16 protein-coding genes are annotated in these 16,261 nt (G+C 70.7%); 9 read left to right on the forward strand and 7 right to left on the reverse strand.

Features of this window, described 5'->3' with window-relative positions:
• Window positions 1-55: 55 nt before the first annotated feature.
• Window positions 56-688: a TetR/AcrR family transcriptional regulator gene (locus tag PKF00_RS28630; RefSeq protein ID WP_271220763.1), complete on the forward strand. Its 633-nt coding sequence runs from the start codon at window positions 56-58 to the stop codon at window positions 686-688.
• Window positions 688-1,851: an FAD-dependent oxidoreductase gene (locus PKF00_RS28635; protein ID WP_271220764.1), complete on the forward strand. Its 1,164-nt coding sequence runs from the start codon at window positions 688-690 to the stop codon at window positions 1,849-1,851. Before PKF00_RS28630 ends, PKF00_RS28635 begins: the two co-directional genes overlap by 1 nt.
• A gap of 66 nt (window positions 1,852-1,917) precedes the next feature.
• Here the strand turns inward: PKF00_RS28635 and PKF00_RS28640 are convergent, their stop codons facing one another.
• From PKF00_RS28640 to PKF00_RS28650, 3 genes are all read right to left on the reverse strand, one after another.
• Window positions 1,918-2,376 carry an NUDIX hydrolase gene (locus PKF00_RS28640; protein ID WP_271220765.1) on the reverse strand — a complete coding sequence of 153 codons (459 nt, stop codon included), beginning with the start codon at window positions 2,374-2,376 and terminating at the stop codon, window positions 1,918-1,920.
• 348 nt (window positions 2,377-2,724) lie between these two features.
• Complete coding sequence (locus PKF00_RS28645) at window positions 2,725-3,357, reverse strand: DUF47 domain-containing protein (RefSeq protein ID WP_271220766.1); 633 nt, start codon at window positions 3,355-3,357, stop codon at window positions 2,725-2,727.
• A complete protein-coding gene (locus PKF00_RS28650) occupies window positions 3,354-4,292 on the reverse strand; it encodes an inorganic phosphate transporter (RefSeq protein ID WP_271220767.1) in 939 nt (312 codons plus the stop codon). Before PKF00_RS28650 ends, PKF00_RS28645 begins: the two co-directional genes overlap by 4 nt.
• A 216-nt stretch (window positions 4,293-4,508) precedes the next feature.
• On the opposite strand from PKF00_RS28650, the gene PKF00_RS28655 reads away from it, so the two are divergent.
• The 4 genes from PKF00_RS28655 to purU all read left to right on the forward strand — a co-directional run bounded on the left by PKF00_RS28655 (window position 4,509) and on the right by purU (window position 8,232).
• Entirely contained in the window at window positions 4,509-5,612 is a 1,104-nt protein-coding gene (locus PKF00_RS28655) for a pyridoxal-phosphate-dependent aminotransferase family protein (protein WP_271220768.1), read from the forward strand.
• Window positions 5,613-5,646: 34 nt separating this feature from the next.
• Window positions 5,647-6,570, forward strand: coding sequence for a LysR family transcriptional regulator (locus tag PKF00_RS28660; RefSeq protein WP_271220769.1), 924 nt, complete (start codon window positions 5,647-5,649; stop codon window positions 6,568-6,570).
• A gap of 136 nt (window positions 6,571-6,706) precedes the next feature.
• Complete coding sequence (locus tag PKF00_RS28665) at window positions 6,707-7,168, forward strand: GNAT family N-acetyltransferase (protein WP_271220770.1); 462 nt, start codon at window positions 6,707-6,709, stop codon at window positions 7,166-7,168.
• Window positions 7,169-7,377: 209 nt separating this feature from the next.
• Entirely contained in the window at window positions 7,378-8,232 is an 855-nt protein-coding gene (purU, locus tag PKF00_RS28670; protein WP_271220771.1) for a formyltetrahydrofolate deformylase, read from the forward strand.
• 73 nt (window positions 8,233-8,305) lie between these two features.
• On the opposite strand, the gene PKF00_RS28675 is transcribed toward purU, so the two are convergent.
• On the reverse strand, window positions 8,306-10,378 hold the full coding sequence (locus PKF00_RS28675) for a prolyl oligopeptidase family serine peptidase (RefSeq protein WP_271220772.1): 2,073 nt from the start codon (window positions 10,376-10,378) through the stop codon (window positions 8,306-8,308).
• Between the two features lie 318 nt (window positions 10,379-10,696).
• On the opposite strand from PKF00_RS28675, the gene PKF00_RS28680 reads away from it, so the two are divergent.
• The 3 genes from PKF00_RS28680 to PKF00_RS28690 all read left to right on the forward strand — a co-directional run bounded on the left by PKF00_RS28680 (window position 10,697) and on the right by PKF00_RS28690 (window position 12,590).
• The gene (locus PKF00_RS28680) at window positions 10,697-11,206 is read left to right on the forward strand and encodes an HNH endonuclease (protein ID WP_271220773.1); all 510 of its coding nucleotides are present in this window, start codon (window positions 10,697-10,699) and stop codon (window positions 11,204-11,206) included.
• Between the two features lie 80 nt (window positions 11,207-11,286).
• Complete coding sequence (locus PKF00_RS28685) at window positions 11,287-12,108, forward strand: GNAT family N-acetyltransferase (protein WP_271220774.1); 822 nt, start codon at window positions 11,287-11,289, stop codon at window positions 12,106-12,108.
• Window positions 12,109-12,368: 260 nt separating this feature from the next.
• Window positions 12,369-12,590: an FmdB family zinc ribbon protein gene (locus tag PKF00_RS28690; RefSeq protein ID WP_271220775.1), complete on the forward strand. Its 222-nt coding sequence runs from the start codon at window positions 12,369-12,371 to the stop codon at window positions 12,588-12,590.
• 120 nt (window positions 12,591-12,710) lie between these two features.
• Here PKF00_RS28690 and PKF00_RS28695 read toward each other — a convergent pair whose 3' ends face one another.
• From PKF00_RS28695 to PKF00_RS28705, 3 genes are all read right to left on the reverse strand, one after another.
• On the reverse strand, window positions 12,711-13,220 hold the full coding sequence (locus PKF00_RS28695; RefSeq protein ID WP_271220776.1) for a helix-turn-helix transcriptional regulator: 510 nt from the start codon (window positions 13,218-13,220) through the stop codon (window positions 12,711-12,713).
• A 116-nt stretch (window positions 13,221-13,336) separates the two neighbouring features.
• Entirely contained in the window at window positions 13,337-15,175 is a 1,839-nt protein-coding gene (gene ilvD, locus PKF00_RS28700; protein WP_271220777.1) for a dihydroxy-acid dehydratase, read from the reverse strand.
• Between the two features lie 234 nt (window positions 15,176-15,409).
• Window positions 15,410-16,045, reverse strand: coding sequence for a nuclease-related domain-containing protein (locus tag PKF00_RS28705; RefSeq protein WP_271220778.1), 636 nt, complete (start codon window positions 16,043-16,045; stop codon window positions 15,410-15,412).
• Between the last annotated feature and the right edge of the window lie 216 nt (window positions 16,046-16,261).

A 16,261-nucleotide genomic window follows, 5' to 3' on the forward strand; every position in this document is an offset into this window, starting at 1 on the left:
GGGCGACGGCTCTCGCCGGTTGATCTCGGCTGAACATCTGTTTAGTATGCTGAACATGTGTTCAGCCCATGACGACCTGACCGCCAGGGCCGTCATCCGGGACCGTGCTCTGGAGCTGTTCGCGCTCCACGGGCCGGACTCGGTGACCGTCCGGCAGATCTCCACGGCCGCCGGTGTCTCACCCGGCCTCGTGATCCACCACTTCGGGTCCAAGGAACGGCTGCGCGCCGCCGTGGACGCGCACGTGGCCGCCGTCTTCGACGGCCTGTTCGCGCGGGCGGCGGCCGGGGACCTCGACCCCGCCGACGGCGCCTCCTTCGCCGAGGTCTTCCTGAGAGAGCTGCCCCCCGCCTCGCCCGTCCCGCGCTACCTTCGCCGCCTGCTGCTGTCGGGGGACCCGGCGGGAACGGAGGTGTTCCGCCGCTGGTTCGGGGCCAGCCGGGCGACCGCCGACGCCCTGGTCGCGCGCGGCGTGCTCGCGCCGGGGCGTGACCCGCTGGTCCGCGCCGCCTTCCTGATGGTCAACGACCTGGTGCTGCTGCTCCTGCGGGACCAGCTCGCCGACGTGCTCGGCGTCGACCCCCTCGGCCAGGAGGGCGCGGCCCGCTGGGCCGACGAGGTGCTCGCCGTCTACCGGGACGGGCTGTTCGCCCGGGGGACGGAGCGTTTCCAGGGGACGGAGCGGTGATGAAGGTCGTGATCTGCGGAGCCGGGATAGCCGGTCTCACGCTGGCCTGGTGGCTGAGGCGCGCGGGCGCGGAGACGACCGTCGTGGAGAAGGCGGCGGGGCCGCGTTCCGACGGCTACATGATGGACTTCTTCGGCTCGGGCTACGACGTGGCGGAGCGGATGGGCGTCCTCGGCGAACTGCGCGAGGTCGCCGCCGACATCACCGAGCTGACATACGCCGACAGGAGGGGCAGGCGGGTCGGCGGCCTGCGGTACGCCTCCTTCCAGGCGATGCTCGACGGCCGGGTGCTGAGCGTCATGCGCGGCGACCTCGAGAGGGTCCTGCGCTCGGCGCTGGGCGACGACGTCCCGATCCTGTACAACACCAGCGTCCGCGCCGTCCGCCACGTCCCCGGGGGCGTGGACGTCGAGCTGACCGACGGCGCGGTGCACAGGGCCGACCTCCTCGTGGGCGCGGACGGCATCCACTCCGTGGTCCGGCGGCTGACCTTCGGCCGCGAGGAGTCGTTCCTGCGCCCACTCGGCTACCACACCGCGTCGTTCCTGTTCGAGGACGCCGAACTCGCCGAGGAGATCGGCAGGCGGTTCGTCCTGGTGGGCGTGCCCGACCGGCAGGCCGGTCTCTACCCGGCGGGAGACGGCGCTCTGGCGGCCTCCCTCATCCACGCCCGCTCCGGCATGGCCCTGCCCGCCGACCCCAGGGCGGAGGTGCTGAGCGCCTACCGGGGACTGGGCCCCATGGTCGACAGGATGTTCGAACACTGCCCGGAGGATCCGTACTACGACCACGTCGCCCAGATCCGCATGCCCACGTGGACCAAGGGCAGGGTCACGCTGCTCGGCGACGCCGCCCACGCGGTCTCGCTCATGGCGGGCCAGGGGTCGTCGACGGCGATGGGCGGGGCCCACACGCTGGCCGTCGAACTGCTCGGAGCGGACGTCGAGTCCGCCCTGGCGCGCTACGAACGACGGATGCGCCCCTTCGTCCTGAGCAAGCAGAAGGCCGGCAGGAACACCGCGGCCTGGACGGTTCCGCACCAGGCGTGGCGGATCGCACTGCGCAACCGCCTGTTCGGGCTGGCGGACCTGCCCGGCGGAAGGGCCCTCATGGGCCGTGGCCTCAAGCGCCTGGGCGCAGGAGCGGTCCCCGTCGCCGGATGAGTCCGGTCCCGCCCCGCCGGCCGAGGGTGCGGCGAAGCCGGACGGCCGGGATCCGTCGGGCCAGGGTCACCCCGGAAGGGTGATCCTGGCGACGACCTCCGGCAGGTCGGGGGGCTCCAGGGCGTCGGGGAGGGCGGCCATCTCGGCGGGGGAGAACCAGCCGTGCTCCAGGTAGGTGTCGTTCTCCTCCGAGGTGAAGGCCCCCGGGTCCACCTGGGGCGTTCCGTCGAACCTGGCCAGATAGAACCGCTCGGTCTTGACGTAACGGACGCCGAGCCAGGTGAAGTCCCTGTGCACCGGCAGCCACCGGTCCAGCACCGCCGTGCCGGGCAGGCCCGTCTCCTCGGTCAGCTCCCGCCGCGCGGCCTCCAGGGGCGTCTCGCCCGGATCGATCCCGCCGCCGGGCGGCTCCCAGAGGGTCGCCCCGCTGACCGGGTCACGCCAGTGCATCAGCAGCACCCGCCCGTCACCCGCCACGCAGACCACCCTCGCGGCGGGGCGGTCATTCGGCTGAGAGTCATTCACAAACCCGGGACGTTATCACCATCTATTTCTTCAAAACCTCTATAGCGGCAATCGAAAAATCCGATCACCTGCGGAGCCGTTGTCCACCTGACAGCCTTTGCGTGACCACCCGTGCCGGAGATCCTCGCGCAGAGCCGGAATTTCCGGCCCCTGCGAGGAGGATGTTCACGCGCTTACGCAACGCGGTGGCGGCGACGGCCACGATCCTGGTCCCGGCGACGGCGGCCCTGCGACGCGAGCAACAACCGGTACTGGGCCATCGACGACCTGCGCGTCTCCTGACCCGGCCGCTTTCGCCCTGCGGGCCGTACGGGAGCCCCCGTACGGCCCGCCCCCGCGGAAGGCGTGTCAGCGTTTCATCGCGCCGTCGGCGATGGCGTCCGCCGCCTCGCCGATCGCCCTGCCGACGATCTCCAGGCGACGGACCAGCTCGCGCTCCTTCATGGCCTCGGAGCTGATCTCGCCGGAGAAGATGCGGGCGATCTCGTACTGGTACATGCGGCGCAGCGTCCCGGCTGCCTTCTTGGCCTCCAGGGCGTCCCTGGCCACCGTCGAGGAACGGGAGGCCAGGTCGCCGACCGCGGTCTCCAGGGCCTCGACGCCGACGATCGCCTGGTCGAGCATGGGGACGAAACGCCGCTGGTCGCCGACGCGGTACAGGTACGACTCGCGGACGAAGTCCCGCAGGGAGTCGAGCACGTCGTCGATCGAGCGGGAGAGGCGGTAGAGGTCCTCACGGTCGATCGGCGTCACCAGGGAGCCGGACAGCTCCTCGGCCAGCCTGGCGCGCTCGACGTCGCCGCGGTGCTCGATGGCGCGCATCCGCTCGTGGGCGTCACTGCGCCCCATGTCGCCGCCGATCATGGCCATGGCCAGCCAGGCGCCCTCCTTCGTCGCCTCGAGCTGCCCGATCAGAGCCCGGGTGAGCTCGCCGTCCATGCGTCCGGTGACCAGGTCGCGTATCCGCCGCAGCCGTTTCACGCGACCACCCCCCGGACGGCGAGCGCCACCGCCGCGGCGAGCAGCCCGCTCACCGGCAACGTCAGCGTCCAGGCCAGAACGATCTTCGTGGCGGCGTGCCAGCGCACCCGGCCCATGCCGTCGGCGACCCCCGCCCCGATCAGGGCGCCCGTGATCGTCTGGGTCATGCTCACCGGCGCGCCGACCGCGGCGCAGCCGATCACCGCGGCGCCGCTGGCCAGCTCCGCGGTCACGCCGTGCAGGGGACGGGAGGCGATGATCTCCCTGCTGAGGGTACGGCCGGCGCGCGGCAGGCCGTACAGGGCGCCGACGCCGAACAGCGCCGCCACGACCAGGCAGACCGGCGGCGGCGCGTCCCGGAAGCCGAGCGCGAGCATGAAGATCGCCAGCATCTTCTGGCCGTCGTTGGCCGCGTAGGCCACGCACTGCAGGGTGAACCCGGCGCCGTGCCAGCGCGGCAGCGCGCGGCCGTAGGCCGTCAGGGTGAGCAGCCGCCGTACCAGCACGGCCAGCAGCCCCCCGACGAACGGCGCGGCCAGCGCGACCACGAGCACGAGCAGCACCGCGCCCGCCGAGACCGGCAGCCCCCAGCCCAGGCCCGCGCCGGTCAGGGCTCCCACGACGGCGAGGGTCAGACTGGTCGGCCGTCCTCGGCCGCCGAGGAACGCGACGACGGCCAGGGCGCACAGCACGGCGACGGTCACGGTGACCTGGCCGCCGGGGCCGTCCAGGTCGGCCAGCCGGGTGGTGAAGGTCACGGCGACCTGATAGGTCACCAGGGGGACCAGCGCGACCGAGACCGTCAGGAGGGCGAGACCGGCCAGCGGTCTGACGCTGGGGATCTTCAGGCCGGTCGCCAGCAGCGCGCCGCCGTCGTTGATCCCGGTGACGACCGAGAACAGCCCGGCGAGCGACGTCAGGGCGATCAGGCTCACGCTCCCACACCCCCGGTGAGCGGACCCGGTGGAGCGGACCCGACTGAATGGACTCTGCTGACGGACGGTGCTGACGGACGGTGCTGAATGGACGGTGAACGACAAGGCCGGTTCGGCTATGGGCTCCATAGGCGAATGACGGCTGCCCCCCTTCGGGCTCCCCGGGTAGCGTCCGCAGTGCACCGACACGGACATGCCTACCCAAAGATCGAGTGGATGATGGACGAAGAGCTCATTCTGCTGAACCCAGGACCGGCCTGTACCTCGCAGCGGGTCAAGGACGCCCTGCTGCGCGGGGACCTGTGCCATCGAGAACCCGAGTTCACCGAGCTCCTGGCCCGCATCCGCGAGGGCCTGCCTCGCTGCCTGAACCTGGCGGGCACCCACGAGGCGCTGCTGGTCACCGGTTCCGGGACCGCCGCCATGGAGATGGCGGTGATCAGCTCGGTCCGCGAGGGCCGCTCCGTGCTCGTGGTGAACAACGGCGTCTACGGCGAGCGCATGATCAAGATCGCGACCGCGCACGGCATCCCCGTCCACGAGGTCCGCAGCGAGTGGACGGTCCCGGCCGACCCCGAGGCCGTCCGAGCCGCGCTGGCCGAGCACGACGACGTGGACGCGGTCGTCTGCGTCCACCACGAGACCACCACCGGCCTGATCAACCCGATCAGGGAGATCGGCGAGATCGTGGCGGGCACCGACGCCCTGTTCGTGATCGACGCGATCAGCGGCACCGCGATCGAGGACCAGGACCTGGCCGAGGTCGCGGGCGACGTCATCTGCGGAACCGCCAACAAGGGGCTGCACGGCCAGCCGGGGATGTCGTTCATCCTGTGCGGTGAGCGGTCCCTGCGGCGGATCACCGAGGCGCCGGTCAGGTCGCTCTACCTGAACGCGGCGAGCTACCTGCAGGGCCAGCGCAAGGGCGACGTGCCCTTCACTCCCGCGGTGCAGGTCTGCTACGCGCTGGACGAGGCCATCGCCGAGTTCGAGGAGAGCGGCGGCTTCGCGGCGAGGACCAGGCTCTACCGCGAGCGGGCGGCGCTGGTGCGCGGCCAGTTCGAACGGCTGGGTCTGAAGGTGCTCGTGGACGAGCCTTATCGTTCAAATACCGTCACAATGATTCATCTTCCGGACAACGTCACGTACGCGGCCCTTCACGATGAGCTGAAGAAGCGCGGCTACGTTGTCTACGCCGGTCAGGGGCAGCTCTCCGCCGACTTCTTCCGCATCTGCACGATGGGCGAGATCCCCTGGCACCGGCTGGAGCAGCTCGAAGAGGCGCTCCGCGAGTCGATCGACGCCGCTCGCGGCGTGTGACAGGCCCCGTCACCGGGGTGGGGGAGGGACGACGTTGCAGCTCAACCTGCATCGCCTGTGGATTTTCATGACCGTTGTCGAGTGCGGGGGCTTCTCGGCCGCCGCGCAGAAGCTCTACCTGAGCCAGCCATCGGTCTCCCACCAGGTCCGGCAGCTTGAGCAGTCGTTAAGGGCGACCCTCATCGACCGCAGCGGCGCGCGGATCCGGCTCACCCCGGAGGGGGAGGTCATGCTGGCCTACGCCAAGCGCGTCTTCCTCCTCGCCGACGAGGCGGTCAGCGCGATCAGGCAGGTCTCGGGGCTGCACACCGGCACCCTCGTCGCGGGCGGCACCACCACCGTCGGCACCTACCTGCTGCCGCCGCTGCTGGCCGTCTTCCGCGACCAGCATCCCGGCATCGAGGTCGGCATCTACGTGGGCAACGGCCAGCAGGTGGAGAAGCAGCTCGTCGACGGCGAGATCGGCGTCGCCGTGCTCGCGGGCGAACCGGGCGCCGCCCAGCTGGTGAGCGAGCCGATCCTCCAGGACCGGCTCGTGCTCATCACCGCGCCGGGCCACCGCCTCGCGGGAGCGGGCAGGGCCGAGCCCGCCGAGCTGGCCGGAGAGCGGTTCCTGCTCCGCGAGCCCGGCTCCTCCACCAGGGAGCTGCAGGAGCAGGCGCTGGAGACGTGGGCGCTCGACGAGGCCCGCCGCACCGAGATATGGGGGCCCGAGACGATCAAGCAGGCGGCCGCCGCCGGCCTCGGCGTCTCCCTGGTCTCCGAGCACTGCGTCGAACACGAGCTCGCCGACGGGCGGCTGGCCGCGCTGGAGGTCGCCCCCGCGCCCAGGCCGAGGCCGATCGTGCTCGCCCACCGCAGGGACCGCCTGCTGGGCCCCGCCGAGCAGGCCTTCATCGCCCTGCTGCGCGGCGTGCGCAGCTGGCCGGGCCAGAACCGTCTGAGGAGCATCTCGTGACGGCCCGGCGCTCCCGGAGCCGTGGCGAAGGGCCGGGGTGACCGAGCGCCAGGCGTTCGGGAGCGTGGTCTCGCGGCTATCCTTTCCACAGCCTCATGCCAAAGATCGCGAGAGACCTGTGACCTGTGCCGCGCCCTTGATCCGTCCGTACCGTTCCGATGACGCCCAGGCCACCCTGGACGTCTTCTACCGAGCGATCCGCGTCACCGCGTCCCGCGACTACGACCCCGCCCAACTCGCCGCCTGGGCGTCGCCGGACATCGACCCGGCCGACTGGGCGACCGCCCGGAAGGAGGCGACGACCTGGGTCGCCGAGATCGACGGCACGGTGGTCGGCTTCACCGACATCGACCCGACCGGGTACATCGACATGATGTTCGTCGATCCCCGCGTCGGGCGAACCGGAGTCGCCGGTGCCCTTCTCGATCGTGTGACGGAGATCGCCCGCTCCCGGGAAGTCGGCGAACTGACCGTCAACGCGAGCCTCACAGCTCGGCCTTTCTTCGAACGCCGGGGCTTCACCATGATCGCGGAGCAGCAGGTGGAACGGCGCGGCAGCGTCCTGACCAACTTCCGGATGCGTTCACCACTGCGGTGAACGCCGCAGGCCCCGGCAGGTTCGGCGGGTGACGAAGGACGCCGCGGGGCGCCGCGGGAGGCACGGTGCGGGGGGAGGGGGTGACTCGCTGTACTCTGCCCAGGTCGGTGTGAAGGCGCCGTACGATCCGACCTCTTCGAGGGTGAAGGCATGAACGAGCGAGTCAGAAGGCCCGGCGCGGGCCACCAGAGGCTGATCGGGGAGATCGCATGAGCCCCGGAGCCCAGTTCGTCCTGACGTTGTCCTGTCCGGACCGTCCCGGCGTGGTGGCCGCCGTCTCCGGTCTCCTGGCCCAGCGGGGATGCAACATCATCGAGAGCCAGCAGTTCGGAGACCCCGACTCCGCACGGTTCTTCATGCGGGTGCAGTTCTCCTCCCCGCTGCCCGACGCCGCGCTCCGCGAGGCCTTCGCCGCGCTCGCCCCCGACTTCGGCATGGACTTCAAGCTGCGCGACGTCGCGGTGAAGCCGCGCGTGCTGGTGATGGTCAGCAAGTTCGGCCACTGCCTCAACGACCTGCTCTACCGGACGCGCTCCGGCCTGCTCGACATCGAGATCGTCGGGGTGGTCTCCAACCATCCCGACCTGCGCCCGCTGACCCAGTCGTACGGCATCGACTATCACCACCTGCCGGTCACTCCGGAGACCAAGGCCAGGCAGGAGGCCGAGATCCTCGCCCTGGTCGACCACTATCAGGCCGACCTGGTGGTGCTCGCCCGCTACATGCAGGTGCTGTCGGAGGACCTCTGCGTCAAGCTGGCCGGGAACGTGATCAACATCCACCACTCGTTCCTGCCGTCGTTCAAGGGGGCCAAGCCGTACCACCAGGCCCACTCACGCGGTGTGAAGCTGATCGGAGCGACCGCCCACTACGTGACCGCGGCCCTCGACGAGGGCCCGATCATCGAGCAGGAGGTCGCCCGGGTCAACCACACCCACTCCGCCGAGGACCTGGCCGCCATCGGCCGCGACGTCGAGTGCCAGGCCCTGGCCCGTGCCGTACGGTGGCACACCGAGCAGCGCGTCCTCCTCGACGGGCACAAGACCATCGTCTTCCCCCGCTGATCGAGGGCCTTCCGCGGGCGTGCGGAACCCGGTGACGGGACCGCACGCCCCTGCCGGGACCTGGGGTCGGCCGTCAGGCGGTCAGGCCCGTGTGGCCGGCGAGGAAGGTGAGCTGGTCGGCGGCGAGCTCGACGGTCTTGCTGACCGCGCGGGCGCCGTGACCGGCCTCGGCCTCGTTGCGCAGCAGGATCGGCCGCCCTGAGGCCTGCGCGTGCTGCAGCGCGGCGCACATCTTCCAGGCGTGCAGCGGGTGGACCCGGGTGTCCGACTGGAAGACGGTGAACAGCGTCGCAGGGTAGGACACGCCCTCGCGGACGTGGTGGTAGGGCGAGTAGGAGTGCAGCCAGGCGAACTCCTCCGGCTTCTCCGCCGAGCCGTACTCGACGTTCCAGGTGGCGCCGAGGCCGAACAGCTCGTAGCGGATCATGTCGAGCAGCGGGGCCGAGCAGACGACCGCGGCGTACAGCTCGGGACGCTGGGTGAGGGCCGCGCCGACCAGGAGGCCTCCGTTCGAGCCGCCGGAGATGGCCAGCTGCGACGAGGTGGTGACACCGGTGGCGATGAGGTGCTCCGCCGCCGCGTGCAGGTCGTCGAAGACGTTCTGCTTGTTGGCGAGCATCCCCGCGCGGTGCCACTCCTCGCCCTGCTCGCCGCCGCCGCGCAGCTGGGCGATGGCGTAGGCGCCGCCGGCCTCGACCCAGGTCAGGATCGACGCGGAGTAGCCGGGGGTCATCGAGATGCCGAAACCGCCGTAGCCGTACAGGATGGTGGGGCGCGGGCCCTCGACGCCGGGCTTGGAGATCACCAGCATGTGGACCTCGCTGCCGTCGGCGGAACGGTAGGTCACCTGCTCGGTGTCGACGGCGGGCACCTCGACGGCGCCGGGGGAGGAGGCCCACAGGGTCGTCTCGCCGGTGCGGGCGTCGTAGCGCTGGATGGTCGGCGGGGTGGTGTTGTCGGTGTAGCCGAACCAGGCCTCGTGGCCGCCCTCGGGACGCTCGACGATGCCGCCGATCGTGCCGAGCCCCGGCGTGGGCACCTCTCCGACGCGCTCGCCGGTCTCCAGGTCCTGAACGGTGATCTCGCTGATCGCGTGGCGGGTCCAGCCGACGAGCATGACCGGCCGCTCGAGGTCGTCGAGGATCGCGAAGTCCGTCAGCACGGCCTCGGGGTCCTGCGGGATCAGGTCGCGCCAGTGCTCGGCCTGGGGAGTGGCCGGATCCGTCACGCAGATCCGCGCGCGGGGGGCGTCCCTGTCGGTGAAGACGTAGAGTCTGCCGTCACGGCCGAAGTGCACCGCCGTCTGGGCGTCGACGCCCTCCTGGACGACCACCAGGTCCGGGGACTCCGGTGAGGAGGCCGACAGGTCGGCCACCCACAGGTCGTTGCGGGGCGCGGTCCCCCGGGAGGCCGAGATCTGCAGCCAGCGGCCGTCGCGGGAGACCGCGACGCCGTAGTAGTTGGTCTTCTCCATGCCGTCGCCGAAGATCAGGATGTCTTCCTCGGTCGAGGTGCCGACCCGGTGCAGGTAGACCCGGCGGTGGAACTGCTCCTCGCCCTCGGGCACCTCGATCGAGGGCAGCCTGCGCACGTAGTAGAACGCCTTGCCACCTGGCAGCCACGCCACGGGGGAGTAACGGCAACGGTCGATCGGGCCTTCGATCCGGTCGCCGAAGGCGATGTCCATCAGATAGAGGCTTGACTCCTCGTCGCCGCCGACCGAGACCTGGTAGGCGAGCAGCCTGCCCTCCTTGTCGGGCTGCCAGGAGTCGAGCGTGGTCAGACCGCTGGGGTCGAGCTCCATCGGGTCGAGCAGCGCGCGCTCGGTGCCGTCCGGGTCGACGGTGTAGAGGACCGCGTGCTCCTGCTCGGGGGTGCGCCGCATGAACAGCCGCCGCTCACCGCGCCAGACCGGAGCGCCGATCGAACCCGACCTCAGCAGTTCGGCGATCCGTGCTCTGAACGCCTCACGCCCGGGGAGCGCCCCGAGCTCGGCGGCGAACAGCTTCTCCTGCGCCGCCAGCCACTCCTCGGTCGCGGGACTCTCCTGGTCTTCCAGCCACCGGTAGGGGTCGGCGACGGGGACGCCGTGGAGCTCTTCGACGAGGTTGTCACGGCTGGCTGGCGGGTATGGCTGTCGGCTCATGGCAGGAACCCTATGACCTCGGGGAGTCAAGTCGACGCCATTGCGCGAGCGGCGTATTCGATCTTCGAATAGAGGAGTTAAAAACTGGTAATGCGGGCATAAAACGTACCAGGCGTCCCTCCAGTTATTTATGGGTGGCGGGAACGACGATGCAGAAGCCAAACTTGGTGGAGGACGGTGCCGTGGTGACCATCCGCTGGGCCGTCCGGCGGAGGTCCCTGTGACGGAAGCATCCGGGCCCCAGGAGGGGCCGCCAATCGGGGTACGCGCCTGCGTGCCCCCTCAGATGACGCGTCGCGCGGCGGGGAAGGCACGCTGATGCGCCAAGTCCTGCTGTTGAACGCAACCTACGAACCCCTGACCACTCTCTCCCTGCACCGCGCGGTCGTGCTGGTGCTCAGGGAGAAGGCGGACGTCGTGCACCGCGACGGGCGGGGCGCCGTGTTCCGCTCGGCGACCCGTACGCTCGACGTGCCGTCGGTGATCAGGCTGCGCCGATACGTCCGCATTCCCTACAGGTCACGGATTCCGCTGACGCGGACCGCGCTGATGCGCCGGGACGACTACCGGTGCGCCTACTGCGGTCAGAAGGCCGAGACCATCGACCACGTGATCCCGCGGTCGAGGGGAGGAACCCACACCTGGGAGAACTGCGTCGCCTCCTGCACGCCGTGCAACCACCGCAAGGCGGACCGGATGCTGGAGGAGCTGGGATGGACGCTGAACGTCGCCCCCGTGGTGCCACGGGGCGTCCACTGGCGTCTGATCGGCGCGCACAACGTCGGAGACCCCCAGTGGGCGCCCTACCTCGAGGAGAGCGCCGCCTGAACACCCTGGTGCTCATGACGTGCCCGTGACGGTGTGATATCCGGTCGCCCCGGCGCTGTCCGTGTCTGCACAATCAGTGCATGAGATGGACTTTCACCTCCGATCCCGAGGTGTACGCCGGGGCGGCGGAGCCGTGGTTGCTGCGCGACCCGGTGCACAACACGACCCTGCTCACCATCCTGCGCGCGGTCCGGGGCGGTCTGTGGGGCGACGACCTGCTCATGGGATGGGCGGAGCACGAGGGGGAGACCGTCGCCGCGGCTCTCCAGACGCCGCCTCATCCCCTGCTGCTCGCCGACATGCCCGCGGAGGCCGTCCGCGAGCTGGCCACCGTGCTCATCGAGGCCGAACGCGGGATACCCGGCGTCAGGGGACAGGTGGCCCTCGCCGAGGCGTTCACGGACGCCTGGTGGCGCAACGAGGCCGAGCGCCGCTGCGAGCGCCTCTACCGCCTCGACGCGCTCCTCCCGCCGGACCCCGCCCCCGAGGGCGCCGCCCGTACGGCGGGCATGGACGATCTCGAACTGCTGGTCGAGTGGAGTCAGGCGTTCCAGGCCGAGACGGAGGGCCACACTCCCCTCGACCTGACCCCGCTGATCGCCAGCAGGATAGGCAGGCGCGAGCTGGTCCTGTGGGAGGTCGAAGGACGGCCCGTCGCCCACGCCGGGGCCTCCGCGCCGATCGCGGGCATGTCGCGCGTCGGCCCGGTCTACACACCCCCGCGGGAGCGCAGGAAGGGGTACGGCGCGGCGGCGACCCACGCCGTCACGGCCAAGGCGCGGGCGGACGGGGCCGAGGAGGTGCTGCTCTTCACCGACCTGGCCAACCCCACGTCCAACTCGATCTACCAGACGATCGGCTATCGTCCCGTCGCCGACTACGCCTCCATCACCTTCGACTGAGCGACGCTCTCGTTCACGGAACCCCGGCGGGGAGGCTGCCTCCCGAGTGACCGGGGCGGTCCGCGGGGCTCTCACCGTGCCCGAGGCGCTTTCCCGTGGACGGCCGAAGGCGCTTTCCCGCCGAGTGACCGGGCGGTTCGCGAGGTTCCCACCCGTGTCCGAGGCGCTTTCCCGCCGAGTGATCCGGGCGGCCCATGGGCCCTCGCCCGTGCCTGAGGCACCCGTGCCCGGGACGGCCTCGGCTGGGTACCCTGTTCTCCATGCCGCGTTATGACTTCCGCTGCCGCGCCTGCGGATCGACCTTCGAACTCTCCCGTCCGATGGCCAGGTCCGGAGACCCGGCCCTCTGCCCGCAGGGCCACGACGACACCGTCAAACTGCTGTCCACGGTCGCCGTGACGGGAGCCTCGGGAGGCGCCGCGCCTCGTCCCGCCGCCGGCGGTGGTGGCGGTGGCTGTTGCGGAGGCGGCTGCTGCGGATAGACCCCTGAGAAACCACTGCCCGCGGCACGACTTCGCGCCGCGGGACCGTGGTCGGAGGGGAAGACGGCTCAAGGTCGCCTCAGCGACGGTCGCACCGGCCGGGCGGGCCGGGTGGAGAGACTATGCGGCCGCCACGCGGCCCTGGAGGGTGGCGCGCTTGCCCTGGAAGGGCAGGAAGTTGTCGGCGCGGTGCGGTCTGGCGGGGATGAAGGTCGGTTCGGTGGCCACGATCCGGTCGAACCGGAAGGCGCGGATCGCGCCGCGCAGGCGGCACATTCCCACGAGGTACCAGTAGTCGCGGTGCACCATGCACGTCACCGGGTCGACGTCGCGCACGGTGACCCGTCCCGACACGTCCTGGTAGTGCAGCTGGACCACGAGCCGGGAGGTGATGGCGTTGGCGATGGTCCTGGCCCGGTCGGCGACGGGGGCGGGCATCGGCTCCGTCAGGGTCGCGAGCGTGGTGGAGATGATCTCGTCGTCGAGCTCCATGTGCTCGAACGCGTGCCGCAGGCCGCTGCGGGCGGTGGTGGCCTGCGGGCCCGAGCCCAGGTGTGCCAGGGACAGGGCGAGGGCGGCGATCTCGGCGGTCGTCAAAGGGCTGGTGGAGGGCTTCATGACGTTGGCCATACTCATATGGTATTGACGACCACTGACATTTTTCGAACTTCCTGTCGGATACAGCACGCTTCCCTGTCGGACACGGCGCCGCCGTGTCCGACAGGGAAGCGTGCTGACCGGGAGGCTCAGCGGGAGAGCTGGGACAGGTCCCGTGAGGCGCCGGTCGAGGCCGAGGTGGTCAGCGCGGCGTAGGCCTGCAGCGCGGCGCTCACCGGGCGGTGACGGTCGCGAGGGCGGTAGCCGCCCAGCTCGGTCACGAGGCGCTCGCGCCGGGCCGCGAGCTCCTCCTCGGAGACCTTCAGCTCGATCGAACGGCCGGGGATGTCGATCTCGACGAGATCGCCGTCCTCGACCAGGGCGATGGTGCCGCCCTCGGCCGCCTCGGGGGAGGCGTGCCCGATGGAGAGGCCGCTCGTGCCGCCGGAGAAGCGGCCGTCGGTGACCAGCGCGCAGACCTTGCCCAGGCCCTTGCCCTTCAGGAACGAGGTGGGGTACAGCATCTCCTGCATGCCGGGCCCGCCCTTCGGGCCCTCGTAGCGGATGACCACGACGTCGCCGGCCTTGACCTTGTTGTTCAGGATGCCCTCGACCGCGTCGTCCTGGGACTCGAAGACCACTGCGGGCCCGGAGAACCTCCAGATCGACTCGTCGACCCCGGCCGTCTTGACGATGCAGCCCTCGGTGGCGATGTTGCCGTAGAGGACGGCCAGGCCGCCGTCACGGGTGTACGCGTGCTCGGAGTCGCGCACGCAGCCCTCGGACCGGTCGAGGTCCAGGGACTCCCAGCGGGCCTCCTGGGAGTAGGGCTTGACGGTGCGGACGTTGCCGGGGGCGGCGTGCCACAGCTCGACCGCCTCGGGCAGCACGCTCGCGGAGCAGGGGTCCCAGGCGTCGATGTAGTCGCCGATCGTGCCGCCGTTGACCGTGTGCGCGTCGCGGTGGATCAGGCCCGCCCGGTCGAGCTCGCCGAGGATGGCGGGGATGCCGCCCGCGCGGTGGACGTCCTCCACGTGGTACTTCGCGGTCGCGGGAGCGACCTTGCACAGGCACGGCACACGCAGCGAGATCTCGTTGATCTCCTTGAGGCCGAAGTCGACCCCGGCCTCGCGCGCCGCGGCGAGGATGTGCAGGATCGTGTTGGTCGAGCCGCCCATCGCCACGTCCAGGGCCATGGCGTTCTCGAACGCGTCCTTGGTGGCGACGCTGCGCGGCAGGACCGACTCGTCGTCCTGCTCGTAGTAGCGGCGGGTGATCTCCACCAGCTGTCGCCCCGCGTCCTGGAACAGCTTCTTGCGCGCCTTGTGCGTGGCGAGGATCGTGCCGTTGCCCGGCAGTGCCAGGCCGATGGCCTCGGCGAGGCAGTTCATCGAGTTGGCGGTGAACATGCCGCTGCACGAACCGCAGGTCGGGCAGGCGCTCTCCTCCATCTCGAGCAGCTCGGCGTCGGAGACGCTGTCGTCGGCGGAGGCGATCATCGGGTCGATCAGGTCGAGCTTGCGGCCCGGAGTCTTGCCCGCCTCCATCGGCCCGCCGGAGACGAAGACCGTGGGGATGTTGAGCCTGAACGCCGCCAGCAGCATGCCAGGGGTGATCTTGTCGCAGTTGGAGACGCAGATCAGCGCGTCGGCGCAGTGCGCGTTCACCATGTACTCGACCGCGTCCGCGATCAGCTCGCGGCTGGGCAGCGAGTAGAGCATGCCGCCGTGGCCCATCGCGATGCCGTCGTCGACCGCGATCGTGTTGAACTCGCGCGGGATCGCGCCCGCCTCCCTGATCGCGCCGGCGACCACGTCGCCGACCTCGCGGAGGTGGACGTGCCCGGGGACGAACTGGGTGAAGCTGTTGGCCACCGCGATGATCGGTTTGCCGAAGTCACCGCCTTCTACGCCCGTCGCCCGGAGCAGGGCCCGGGCACCGGCCATGTTCCTGCCGTGAGTGACCGTACGAGACCTGAGGGCGGGCATGAGGCTTCTCCCATCATCGAAACCGTGTCCTCAAATGGTACGGCCATCGCCCGGTGCGTGAGACGTGCGTCCACGGCGCGAGATGGGAGTGCGGTGACCTCGGGGACGTGGTCGGGTGGGATTGGACGGGATGACGCGACGCCCTCCCGGGCGGGCGGCGAGCCGCGGCCGCGGGAACGGCGACGTGGCGGCGGCACGGGCCGCCGCCACGGATCCGGCCGGGGCGCCGCGAGGTCAGGGCTCGGGATAACGCGCGGGGAGAACCCGCTCGGCGACCTCGTAGATCTCCTCGATCTCGGCGTCGGTGAGTGACCGTTCGCGCTTGGTGATCCATTTACGGACACGGCTGCCGTCGAAAACGTCGACCTCGCGGACGGTGAGCACCTTCCAGGGGATCGCCGGGCCGTAGATCGCCAGGGACGGGATGATCGTGACCTCGCGGCCGAGCGCCTCGCCGATCAGCTCGGAAGCCCTGGACGCCTCCCAGCGCGCCTCGTCGAGACGGGGCTTCTGGTTGAACGGGCCGTGGAACAGCTTGCGGTGCGACTGGACGCGGACCGGCAGGCGCTTGTCCCATTTCTCCGAGTCGACGGCGTACACCCCGGTCGGGCCCACGACCAGGTGGTCGATCTGGGCCTCGCTCTCGGGGATCGCGCGGGCGTGCAGGCTGCGGTAGCCGCCTCGCTCCAGCCTCTTGAGCTGGGCCTCGGTCTGGCGCTCCGCGACCGAGGCGCGCCGCCACGCGGGCACGGTCGAGTAGGTGCGGGCACGCAGCACCGTGTCGACGATCGCGCCCAGCACCGCGCAGGTGAGGCCGAGCCGCCAGCTGGAGAACAGGATGCCGCCGACCACCCCCGCGGCGACCGCCACCAGAACGCGTCGCCTGAGGTGGCCGTACCTGGGATCGTCGAGCAGGGCGCGCAGGGAAGCACGCTCGACGGGCGCGTACTCGGACGCGGGTGTGGCGGGTCGAGACGTCGGCCTGTCCTCGGCCGGTCGGTCGCTGACCCAAATAGGTGACGTAGTGTTACCGTCTTCTGGTGCCTGACCGGAATCCACGTAACTCACCGTAGCTGACGTCCGTGT

Origin of the sequence: Streptosporangium carneum, assembly GCF_027922005.1 — a bacterium.
GTDB lineage: Bacteria > Actinomycetota > Actinomycetes > Streptosporangiales > Streptosporangiaceae > Streptosporangium > Streptosporangium carneum.